This is a genomic window from Paenibacillus paeoniae (genome assembly GCF_003388735.1).
Lineage (GTDB): Bacteria > Bacillota > Bacilli > Paenibacillales > Paenibacillaceae > Pristimantibacillus > Pristimantibacillus paeoniae.
In genome coordinates, this window is the sequence record NZ_QUBQ01000003.1 from 117,416 (window position 1) to 129,821 (window position 12,406).

A 12,406-nucleotide genomic window follows, 5' to 3' on the forward strand; every position below is an offset into this window, starting at 1 on the left:
CCTGAGATCATATATTGTAGAGGGTTATGATTTTAATGTGTAACCTTATATAATGTGTGATTTTTTTTTCAAAATTTTAATAAGAGATCAATACGAAAATATGGAGGTAATGAATCATGGAACAAGGTACAGTAAAATGGTTTAACGCAGAAAAAGGTTTTGGTTTTATCGAGGTTGAAGGCGGCAACGACGTATTTGTTCATTTCAGCGCAATTACTGGTGACGGCTTCAAATCGTTGGACGAAGGTCAACGCGTTGAATTTAACGTAGTTCAAGGCAACCGTGGTCCACAAGCAGAAAACGTTGTAAAACTGTAAATTTAAAAGTAGGTTACAGTGCCCCAGACATCGTGATGGGGCTCTTTTTTCGCCAATTATTCAAGGAGACAAAGAGGGGGATGCGGCTTGTATTATTCACGGAAGAGACTAATGGATGATGTTCCACAGGAATTAACACCTATTTGGTCATGCACCAATGAAAAGTGCAACGGATGGACGCGTGATAACTTTGTTTTTCTAGCACAACCAGTGTGTGTTCAATGCAGTTCTCTCATGGAGAAAGGCGAGAAAATGCTTGCCATCCTGGAAAACACAAGTTTTAATCAGTCCAAGCAATAACACTGTGATTACACCCGTAGAAGCCTATATGGCATTGTCTTGAGACAGGAATTGGTTCTCCTCGTCTCCACTATGAAAAGCCCGACCTCATGAGGTCGGGCTTTTTTTGTAGTATGCCCGGTATGAGCGGCATCTCCTGGATGAAATGTCCCGAGCGAAGGCTGAAATGAAATCGTTTTCTGGGATGCTACTACTTTAGTATGACTCTTTCTCCGCTCAAAACAACTATACTGTGACTTGTGATTGCATATGGATTAAAAGTCTGTGTTGAGAGGAGAAGGTGTGAAAGTGAGTAAAGTTTTCATTACAGGCGGTACCGGATATGTAGGCAGTCGATTAATGAATGAAGTGATAAAAGAGGGAAAAGAAGCAGTCGTGCTTACTCGTTCCGCAGAAAAAGCCAGAGAGTTGGAAGCGAAAGGCGTAGAAGCGATTGTTGGCGACCTTCTATCAGACGGAGTCTGGCAGGATGCTGCCCGGCAGGCCGAATATATCATTCATCTTGCAGCGCCTCCTACTTGGGGGAAGAAGGTTACGAAGAAGGTCGCAACGACTTTTAGCAAGGGTCATTATGAAATGACGGTAAGGCTGTTGGACCATGTCAATCCGGCAATCATCAAAAAGATTGTCTACGTCGCAGGAACGAGCTTCTATGGGGATACAGGTTCGAAAGTGCCCAGAGACAGCCATTATATTAGTGAGCCGAAAGGCTGGGGTCCCTATATCGCCGAATCGGTTCATGTTCTGGACCGGTATTTAAAGAGCGGGCTGCCGATTGTTACAGCCTTCCCAGCCCAAATATACGGACCCGATTCCTGGATGCCGCAATTGTACATCCAGCCGCTATATGAGAGGAAACCTGTGTATTCGTTGAAAGGGTATGAGCCTTATTTTTCACCCATTCATGTGGAGGACACTGCACGCGCTTGTCTATATCTAACCGAACACGGCGTAGCGGGAGAGCGGTATATCTTATGTGATAACATGCCAATGACCTCCAAAGCGTTCAAACGCCTAATTGAGCAGGAACTGCAAGTGACGGGGAGGGTCAGGGTAATTCCAAGATGGCTATGCCAATTGATTCTGGGGCCGGTGCTGACGGAATATGCTACCGCGCATACTTATTTCACGAACAAAGAGCTGAAGGAAATCGGGTTTCAATTTCGATACCCAACGGCTGTAGAGGGTGTGCCGGGTGTTGTACGGGAATGGACTGCCAATCAAACACAAGCAGAGGGGTAAGGACAATGAAGAAAGCAATGCTGTATGTGCTCATGACCATGCTAATCTTAACCGCGATTCCACATGCTGCAGCGGAGGGGAATACCAATAGGAAGAGCGATGGGACGATTGATCTAAGGTCTAACAAAGATAGACCAAACATTTTGACAAGTGTATCAGTCATTGCTGGAAATGGAGAATTTGATGATCGGGATGGAGCGGTGCTGGAGGCCTCTTTCCGTATTCCGCAAGGTATTGCGGTATTGAAGGATGGTTCTATGCTTGTGACAGATGGCCAAAACCATCTTGTCCGAAAGATTGCGAATGGGCAGGTTTCTACATATGCGGGCTTTATGCTGGACAAAGATGATAACGGAATTCCGGGCGGAGGCTGGAATGACGGGAATCAACAAACGGCCCTATTCAACAATCCATCAGGTATGACTGCGGATTCAGAAGGCAACGTCTATATCGCGGATACAGAAAATCATGTGATTCGAAAAATTTCAAAAGACGGAATGGTTTCAACTGTTGCCGGAGACGGCATTCTGGGAACTAAAGACGGAGCAGGCTCGGGAGCGAGATTCCATTCCCCTAAGGATGTCGCTGTTGCTGAGAACGGAACGTTGTATGTCGCGGATACCTTGAATCATGCCATTCGCCGGATAACGCCGGATGGACAGGTAACTACCCTTAATGCTCCATCTGATCGTATCATTGAGGTTACTGCCGGCTATGCGGTTCTTGCAGGCGATTTTGCAGACGGCAAGTTGTCGGAAGCTAAGTTTAATGAACCCGCCAGCATTGCACTAGACGACAAGGGCAACTTGTATGTAAGCGATACTGGAAATCAGGTTATACGATATATCGATTTCACTGAAGGCACGGTAACGACGGCAGCAGGATTGTCACAAGGGGAGCAGCCTGTATACAAGCCGGGGGCATTGTATGCTGAAGGTGGTTATGCGGATGGTTCCAGCTCAGAGGCACGCTTTTATTCTCCAAGAGGCATCGCTGTATCGGAGGAACAAGGTCTTATCATTGCGGACAGCTTGAACCACACTATTCGTTATCTGGTTAACGGTCAAGTGAGCACAATAGCTGGTGTACCTGCACAATTCGGGCAGGTGGACGGCATTAACGGCCATAACCTGCTTCATCATCCCACGGATGTAGCCGTTCTTCCAGGTGGAAATGTACTTATTGCGGACAGCTACAACAACCAAATTCGTAAGCTTGAATGGTACAAGCTTCCGATCGATTTGCCTGAAAATGATCAAGTGAAGGTTGTATTTGAGAATCAGCTTATTCCGTTTGACGCGCAGCCTGAGATTGTGCAGGGACGCACGATGGTTCCCGTTAGTGCGCTAAGCGAAAGGCTGGGCTACGAGGTTGAATTCGCTGACAACGAGCGTGCTATTGAATTAACTAAGGGAGATCTAAGAGTTACATTGCAGGTTGGGAGTCGTGTATTTGCGACTGGAGAAGCTGCGACGGATGCGCTAGAACAGCGTGAGATGGAGACTGCCCCTTATATTAAAGCCGGCAGAGCCTATGTCCCGCTCAGGTTTTTTAGTGAGGCGTTTGGGGCAGATGTAGCATGGGACCGGAATACGAAAACGGTTATTTTGAGAGAAATTGCAGAAGCCGTCGATAAACTTCCTCCAGCGGATCGCAATTCGAGAGAAGCAACACTTGACCAGATTAAAGGAACGGTATGGATAAGCCAGGCAGGCGGTTCATTCACCTATAGAGCCTATAATGGAATGAATCTTCATCATGGTGATCGTATCATCGCTGAATTGAATTCAAGCGCAATATTGATCACGGCTGATCGTAAGGACGAAATAACGATCAGCGAAAACTCAGAGCTGTATATTTCCAATTTGAGCAACGCTTCGCATATCAAGCATACGAGCTTTGTTCTTTGGAGCGGATTGGTTGTGGCTAGTGTGTCCCCGCTGACAGATGCTAAGGATACGTTCAAAGTAATAACTCCGACAGCTATGACTGATGTTCGCGGAACACATTTTATGGTGGGAATCGATCCGGTTACAGGGGCTTCGAGACTTTTTGTAAGCAGCGGCCTTGTCCAGGGCAGCGGCAGCGGAACCGCTCAGAATCCCGTTCCTGTATATCCTGCCCAGCAGTTAAGCTTAATTCCTGGATCGGCCGCTGCAGAGCCTAATGGCCCTTCAATCATTAATCCGGCAGATCTGATCAATCAAGCGTCGCCTGCTGTCATTGAAGCGTTATTGAAGCAAAAGCAACAAATCGATCAAGAGAATGCGGCGATGCTGGAACGAATGAAAAATGGGGCTGCAGGTTCTAACCCTGGAAGCAACCCGTATAATTTGCCTCCTTACGAGCTTGAACAATTCCAGAAAAATCTGGAGAACTTGCTCGCAAATATCGCCAAGCAAGCCCTTGACCAATGGGTACTGGACAAGGATCGCTTTCAGGCCTTGATCGATGAAGCCAACAAGCAATCAGATACGAAAATCGATTTAGATCAAGTCGCTCCGCTTCAATTAACAGAGGAGCAAAAACAGCAGCAGGAAAAGCTGAAACAACTGGAAGAGAAAATGAAAAGACAGCAAGCAGAGCAAAACAAGCAACGTGAGCAACAACGCGATCAAGCGGCTTCCTTGTTGGAAAAGCTAAAGCAAGAAAAAGAGAGGCTTGAGCAGGAGAACAAGAAGCAGCAGGAGGAAGCGGCGAAAAGAGCGGCGGAGTTGCTTGCGCAGAAGCTTCCGGAAGCCGAAAGACTGAAATTCGAAGAACAGCGGCAAGCTTTGGAAAGACAAAAGCAACAGCAAGAGGCAGCGCAGCAGCCTCAGGTGCTTACGCCGCCATCGGATTCTGCGCCGTCCATTCCGGCTGCGCCAAGAGCAGCAAGGCCGGCGGCAAGTATCGAAGGCGGAAGTGTGGAGTTGAACACTGCGATTGAGATTACGACTTCGACACCAGGTGCAGTCATTTATTATACAACGGATGGAAGCACGCCAGCGGCAAGCAATGGCACGCTTTATGCAGAGCCAATAGTTATTGAGCAAGATACAACCGTTAAGGCAATTGCCGTAAAATCGGGGTATACAAGCAGCCTAATTCTTACCGTTAGCTATACGGTTAACATTCCGGGGGAAGAACGGTCTGAATTTGCTGAAGGCTATCCCAAGACGTACGCCGATATAATGGATGAACATACACAGATAAACGTCCTCGTGCAAACGAATCAATCGGGTATGGTATATTTCGCTGTGGTACCGCGTAACGGGGCTGCACCTACAGCAGAGCAAATATTTGCAGGCTTCGATAGCCCGGACCCAAGCTGGCTAGCCTATTATTATGCAGATATTGCAGCGGACCGGGAGTTTCATTATGATGTTGTGATTGAGGAGCAGGTTGAGGAGTACGACGTTTATGTTGTAACGGTAATAGGTTTTGATGGGGCGGCTAGCAAGGTGCGCAAAGCGACTGCCATAACTCCGCCAATCATTAATCAGCCTGAAGAGGAATTGCACTGATCAACAACCCTCTGGTTTAATCGAACTCATCGTCCAACTATATTTAACATTCGGGAAAGCAAAAATACCATCCTCACGAGGATGCTCAGAGTGTCGATAAAGTCATTTGGACTTTTCGACACTTATTTTTATGTAATAGGACTTCGCTTGCAAAGGAAGATCGATTTAAACCGCTCTGGGAACGAAGCGCTGAGCATTAATCTTTAATAACGAAGCTCTGATCACGAAACGTGTAACAAACTTTTATTTCTCTCATTTGATAAAAAATAGGCTTCTTACCAGACTTAAGGCGTTGAAACCGACTTAGAGTGTCCTTAGAGAGCGTATCAAGGAGATTAAGGCGTTGAAACCGACTTAGAGTGTCCTCAGAGAGCACATCAAGGAGATTAAGGCGTTGAAACCGACTTAGAGTTTCCCCGAGAGTCCATCAAGCAAATTAAGACGATAAAACCGATTTAAAAAGATACAACCAACCTCATAAAGATAGCACCATCTCAATCACGCCAGTGACAGTTGCCTTCGCCTAGATCCACCTCCAGGTTATGTCAGGACATTGCAGGTATTCTCATGCTATTGAGTGTTGGGACTTTCTCAACAGGCTGACCATCCTCATGAGGATGGTATTTTTATTTTCGAAAGCCTATGAATAGCTTATGAATTTGCTTTATGCAGAAGGTTCTTTGTTTCACGAAGCTAGAGAGATGCAGAGTCTTTTAAATTGCCTCTATAGTGTGTTCCTGCAAAGAGGCTCCTTGACAGTATCATGGCGTATTCGTTATCGTTAATTAAATGATATTGATAATCATATTCACTCAGGTGAATTTGTACAAGGCAATGAAAGGAGCAGCTACGGGTAGGGGAATAGCCGCGGCGCAAAGAATATGAGCATGAGCGAGCAAATTCATTTATGGAATCAAGTGATTGTTCGGGTATTGGATATTCGCTTGAAACGAATAGGTCAGGGCGACGAAATTCGCAATTATGTTGCTCCGGCTAGTATGTTTATCTTTTCGGCAAATGGACATGCGGAGATGTGGGCAGATGAACATGTGTGGCTGTCGGAGCGGTTCCATCTGCTGCATGTTGGCAAGGGGACGAGGATAACGGTCCAATCCGGTGGAACACTTGATGTCTATATGGTCTTGTATAAAGCTTCGTTGCCGGATTCAGCTTTAAGGGAGTTTCATATGATGCTGCAATCTGACAATCCGTTTATGGAATGCTGGGGGCTGGCGCCTTCCGAGCCGCTTATTTTACTGGGGATGCTCAAAATGATGCTAGCCGAGTGGCAAAGGACGGATAGAGCTAGCGACTCGCAGCCCGGCACAGGAATAAGGACAAGCTTCGGGGAAAGTGAGAGCTTGAGAAGGTTAAAGGCGAAAGGTGATTTCATCCGGTTCACGCATGCAGCATTGCTGGAGCGAATGGAGTATATAGGCGTCCCGTCGTTAGCCGAGCAAGTCATTCGTTATTTGGCGAGGAATTATCGTGGGACGATCTCTGTAGAGCAACTGGCTCAGCACCTGAATTATACGCCGCAATATGTGTCGCGGAAATTCAAGGAACAGATAGGATGCAGTCCGCTTGATTATATCATTCGGATGCGGATGGACGCGGCGCGAAGGCTGCTGAGCGAGACTGCAGCTACGTTACAGGAAGCAGCCACTTATGTCGGCTACCCGGACACGATTTATTTCAGCCGCATGTTCAAGAAGCAAACCGGGATTACGCCTGGGCAATACCGTAAACAATTTCGTCATGCAGTTTCGAAAAGTGCAATGAAGTGGTCAGATTTGTCCGTTGTGGCGCCTCATCCGGCAATGTATCATGTTAATAATGATATTCATTATCATTTAGAGTGGGATGGGGGAATTGATATGGCTATGAGTAAAAAAAATCTGTTGGCGACGGCGTTATTATGTCTGACCTTGGCAGCATCAGCTTGCCAAGCATCGTCGGTCAACACAGGAGGAAATAATGGCACAGCGCTTCAGAGCAACAACGGCGCCGCAACGGATGCTGTGAATGCGGGGCAGACATCGGCAAACGTCGAAACACGGATCATCAAGGCGTCGAATGGCGATGTGGAAGTGCCTGCGCTTTCGCAGCGTGTGGCTGCGCCGGCGTACTTGGGAACTTTGCTGGCGCTTGGCGTTAAGCCGATTGGGTCCGAATCGCTTCTGATGGAAAGCCCATATTTGGAAGGAATGCTGGACGGCGTAACCGCAATGGGAGAATCGTTGGAAGTGCTGCTTGATCTGGAGCCGGATTTAATTGTTACGCATTCGGCTCAGGCGGAAACGGTGGACAGGTTTTCGTTAATTGCGCCGACGGTAGCCATGCCTTACAACAGCTTTGCGTCCATTCAGGAGGAGATGCGATATTTCGGTGATTTGCTGGGGAAACAGGATGCCGCCGAACAGTGGATTGAACGATTTGAGAGCCAGTCCGGTGAATTGCGCGATGCGGTGCAAGCGGCGCTTGATGAGGGAGAGACCGTGTCTGTAATGCAGGAATATGATGGCACGGCTTTTTTATTCGGACCGAAGGCCGGACGCGGCGGGCGGATCATGTATGAAATGTTGGGAGCGAATCCGCCTTCCATCATTCCCGATTATATGTTGGATGGTTCCTATTATGAATTCTCGTTGGAAATGCTGCCCGAATACACAGGAGACTATTTGGTTCTGACGACATATTCGACATTGGAGGATTTGCAAGCCGATCCGATTTGGGGCAATCTGCCTGCAGTCCGGAATGGAAAAGTGTTCATTTGGAATGAAAATCAGTCCTGGTACCGCGATCCAATTGCGGTGGAAGGGCAAATAAACAGTCTGGCCGCGTGGATCATTGAAGCCGCCAAAAAATAAAGTATACCGAAAACTTATACAAGAGCAAATGCCAAGGATCGCAGGAGGTGATCCCAGGTGTTTGCTTTTGTTTTTGTGAGCAACATGAGCAATCATGACCAGAACAGACGCCATTGCCACATAAGTTTCACATATTGCTCATTGTGCAAGTTTGCTCATTGGGCAATAATGAAAGGGAGGAGCAATCATGTATACAATTATTATGATGATCTTGAAAAGGAGTGTACACGTAGCTGGAATATGATGAACAAACCAGGTCTTCGCCATATCAAAAGAGAAGCAACCGCGAGTGCGCTTGCCGATGCAGCATTTTCTCTCGCACTTGAGAAGGGGCTCGATGGTTTCATCGTTGAAGAGGTCGTTCAACAGGCAGGCTATTCTCGAAGGACGTTCGCCAACTATTTCTCCTGCAAAGAAGAAGCAGTGGCGGCAGCTGCAGCAGCCGTTAACTTTAAAGGAGCAGATGAGGTTATTGCATGGATTGAGGCATTGGACGAGGGGATGTCCCCGTTAGACATTATGTATCAATTATTGAAAATGCAAATGACAACGGAGCATATCCACAAATTGCAGCAGCTTGTATCACTATCGAAGAAGTATCCAACGCTTGAGCCGTATATGCTTAGCGCTCTTCATGAATTGCAAAAAAGTGCGCAGGAGATGCTAAACTACCTGTCTCGCGGACGTTATCCGGAAGGCTATACCCATCTTCTAACGGGAGCGGTCTACGGAGCCATTATGCCATTGCTTGACGGCAACGTGAATGTATTATTCCCGAAACATTCAACCGTCGATACTGCCGATGCCGTAACGTTCGAGCATTATTTGGATACTATGTTCAGTTATTTGCGTAAAGGTCTCTAACCTATTGTTATTCGTGATTACAGTATGAAAAGGAGCAACATGAGCCCATGTCCACATTCTTGTACAAACTAGGCAAGTCCGCATATACCAAGCCTTGGACCTTTGTTATCAGTTGGATTGCAATTCTCGGGGTTGTGCTTGCGATTCTCGGGGTTAACGGTATTCATGTCACTTCCGACATGAAAATAGAAGGAACAGAGTCTCAGAAGGTGCTAGACAAACTGGCGGAAGAATTGCCGGAAGCGTCTGGCGGACAAGCAAGTATCTTATTCAAGGCACCTCAAAGCGAGCGCTTGGATACGGAGGAGCGTCTAGCCTCCATTATTGAAGCTATTAATAAGGTATATAACTTGGAATACGTCATCAATCCCATTGAATTGGCTCAGAAAGCCGGAGTCTCAGCAGGTGACACAGCCGCAGGTGCAGGAGCAACTCAAGGGGATGCAACACAGGGAGCGGGTGCTGCGCAAGGTAGTGATGCTGCCGGAGAGGGTGCAGTACAGGGAAGTGAAGCTGTCCAGAATGGGGGAGCAACAGCTGGCGAGCTGCCTCCATTCGGCCCGCTTATGGTCAACGGAATGCCGGTTCCAGGCGTCATGCTCGCAAACGACGGCAGTGTAGCCCTGTTCCAATTCCAATTCACGGTTCAGCAGATGTCACTGCCGGATTCGGTTCCGGATTCCGTCATTGAGGCGGCTAAAGCTGTAGAGAGCACAGGCATTCAAGCCTTGCCAAGCGACTCGTTGATGAGCAAGCCTGCAATTGGTTCTACGGAAGCTATCGGTATTGCCGTTGCTGCGGTTGTGCTGTTTATGACACTTGGTTCCGTAGTTGCAGCCGGACTGCCGTTGCTGACTGCTCTTATGGGCGTTGGCATTAGTGTAGGGGGAGCATATGCTTTCTCGAAAATGTTCCACATGACCGATCTTACGCCGGTTTTGGCGCTTATGGTAGGCCTCGCTGTCGGGATCGACTATTCGCTGTTTATCGTCAATCGTCAGCGCCGTATGATTCTGGAGCAGGGGCTTAGCGCTAAGGAAGCGGCGAGCCGTGCAGTAGGAACCGCGGGCAGTGCCGTCTTTTTTGCCGGATTAACGGTTATTATTGCGTTATGCGGCATGCTGGTCATTGGCATTGGCTTCTTGTCTGCCATGGCGCTTGTAGCGGCAGTGGCCGTTCTCGTCAATGTGCTGGTTGCGCTAACCTTGCTGCCGGCATTGCTATCCTTTGTAGGTGAACGGATCTGTTCGGAAAAAGCTCGTGCGAAGAGCAGGGAAGCGGCAAAACAGCCTCGGAATGGGGCTGCACAGCGCTGGGTAACCTCTGTTGTGAAAGGCCGCTGGGTCATTATTATTGGTGTAATCGTTATCCTTGGAGCGGCTGCGCTTCCGGTAGCGAAGATGGAGATGGGTATCCCCTCCGGCGCAACGGCGAATCTGGATACCCCGGCACGTCAAAGCTATGACGCGATTTCGGATGGATTTGGCGAAGGCTTCAACGGACCGTTGCTTCTGGTCGCCGAGCCTCAAGGTTCCTCGGAAACGCTATCGCCAGAGACGCTTGGTTTGTTGATTCATGAGCTGCAGCAGCACGACAATGTATCGTTAGTCATGCCGATGGGTATGAACCAAACGGGCGATATGGCGATTATTAGCCTTATTCCCAAGACCGGACCAACCGATGTAGAGACCAGGAACCTGGTTCAAGAGCTTCGCGCTTCTGACTCCGGAATGGCGCAAGCTCATAATATCAAGCTTGGCGTTACTGGATTTACAGCGATTAATATTGATATGTCGTCAAGACTGGCAGAGGTATTCCCGCTTTACGTGGGCATTATCGTCATTCTCTCGCTTATTATCTTGTTGCTCGTCTTCCGCTCCATTATCGTGCCCATTAAAGCGACTGTCGGCTTCCTCCTCAGCGTACTTGCCACATTCGGGGTAACGACAGCCGTATTCCAATGGGGCTGGATGCACTCGCTCTTCGGCTTTGACACAGGCGGTCCGCTGCTTAGCTTTATGCCGATTATGGTTACTGGCATTCTATATGGTCTTGCCATGGATTATCAGGTGTTCCTGGTTAGTTCTATGCGTGAGTCCTACGTACATGGCCATCATGGTACGAAGAGCGTCATTGACGGGTATGATCAAGCAAGTCGTGTTGTCGTAGCGGCAGCTGTCATCATGGTATCTGTATTTGCAGGCTTTATCTTCGCCCATGATATTATGATCAAACAGATTGGTTTTGCACTGGCAATCGGTATCCTGATTGATGCATTCATTATTCGAATGGCGCTGGTTCCTGCCGTTATGGCAGTATTCGGCGACAAAGCTTGGTGGCTGCCAAAATGGCTGGACCGTATGCTCCCTAACCTGGACGTTGAAGGCGATAAACTTATTGCTGAGCTGAAGTCCCAGGGAGAAGGATTAGCCAAAGTGGCTTCAGTGCCGAAGCGGTCTCGTTAAGCAAAGGGACGCTGAGTTAAAGAAAAAATAAAGCAATGAAAAACACCTTCAAGGGTCTGAGTACCTGTCGCGAGACATGGATTCTACCTTGGAGGTGTTTTGACGTTGGAGGTTCGTGCGAAGGATCAACCTTGTGATAGATTATTTTCTGCCAAAATCTGCCTTGATCTCGCCCCAGACTTCGGTATTCCACTTCAGTACTTTGTTGTTGTAAGTATTGGACTCAAGCCATCTTATCGCTCGATCGGCCAGCTCCCATATTTCCTTTGTGGAAGCGTCTCGCACAAGACTGGAGTTGATGCTTTTCTTTTTGAGCCAGCTAAGAGCGGTTCTAGAGTCAGAGTACACTGTCTGATTGCTTCCCTTTTGTTGAAGATAGGCCAGTCCGTGTACGATCGCAATGAACTCCCCGATATTATTGGTTCCTTTTGCGATAGGGCCGTGATAGAAGAGGATCTCGCCTGTTTGTGTATGTACGCCCTTGTACTCCACAATCCCCGGATTGCCGCTGCAGCCGACATCGACACTGATGCTGTCCCAATCAATTTCCTCTACGATATCCTGTCCAATTACAGCAGACTTCTTCCGAACGGGTTTATCTGCGCTTTTCTGTCCCCAGTGAAGCCGCCATCCATCCCGGTAGGCTTTCTCGGCTTCCTCACTAGAGCCAAATGATTTATATTTCGCATCTGTGAAATGATTCGTATGTTCCTGGCATTCAGCCCAACTCTTATAGATACCCGGTTTATGCCCGGCCCAAACGACATAGTATTTTTGTTTTGCCATCTTCGTCACCTTCTTGGTTCATAATTCGAAAGGTATAAACTTCGATAGAGGCCTGC

At 47.9% G+C, this 12,406-nt stretch carries 8 protein-coding genes; 7 read left to right on the forward strand and 1 reads right to left on the reverse strand.

Features of this window, described 5'->3' with window-relative positions:
- Positions 1–116 precede the first annotated feature (116 nt).
- The 7 genes from DX130_RS16860 (at position 117) to DX130_RS16890 (ending at position 11,564) form a co-directional block, all read left to right on the forward strand.
- The gene (locus tag DX130_RS16860; RefSeq protein ID WP_116047398.1) at positions 117–317 is read left to right on the forward strand and encodes a cold-shock protein; all 201 of its coding nucleotides are present in this window, start codon (positions 117–119) and stop codon (positions 315–317) included.
- 87 nt (positions 318–404) lie between these two features.
- A complete protein-coding gene (locus DX130_RS16865; protein ID WP_116047400.1) occupies positions 405–617 on the forward strand; it encodes a cold-shock protein in 213 nt (70 codons plus the stop codon).
- A 288-nt stretch (positions 618–905) separates the two neighbouring features.
- Positions 906–1,859 (forward strand): NAD-dependent epimerase/dehydratase family protein, encoded by a 954-nt coding sequence (locus tag DX130_RS16870; RefSeq protein ID WP_116047402.1) that lies wholly within the window; start codon positions 906–908, stop codon positions 1,857–1,859.
- Between the two features lie 5 nt (positions 1,860–1,864).
- Entirely contained in the window at positions 1,865–5,365 is a 3,501-nt protein-coding gene (locus DX130_RS16875) for a stalk domain-containing protein (protein WP_116047403.1), read from the forward strand.
- A gap of 887 nt (positions 5,366–6,252) precedes the next feature.
- A complete protein-coding gene (locus DX130_RS16880; RefSeq protein ID WP_240644553.1) occupies positions 6,253–8,235 on the forward strand; it encodes an AraC family transcriptional regulator in 1,983 nt (660 codons plus the stop codon).
- Positions 8,236–8,475: 240 nt separating this feature from the next.
- A complete protein-coding gene (locus DX130_RS16885; protein WP_240644554.1) occupies positions 8,476–9,099 on the forward strand; it encodes a TetR/AcrR family transcriptional regulator in 624 nt (207 codons plus the stop codon).
- 47 nt (positions 9,100–9,146) lie between these two features.
- Complete coding sequence (locus tag DX130_RS16890) at positions 9,147–11,564, forward strand: MMPL family transporter (protein WP_116047407.1); 2,418 nt, start codon at positions 9,147–9,149, stop codon at positions 11,562–11,564.
- 141 nt (positions 11,565–11,705) lie between these two features.
- Here DX130_RS16890 and rnhA read toward each other — a convergent pair whose 3' ends face one another.
- A complete protein-coding gene (gene rnhA / locus DX130_RS16895; protein ID WP_116047408.1) occupies positions 11,706–12,350 on the reverse strand; it encodes a ribonuclease H in 645 nt (214 codons plus the stop codon).
- Between the last annotated feature and the right edge of the window lie 56 nt (positions 12,351–12,406).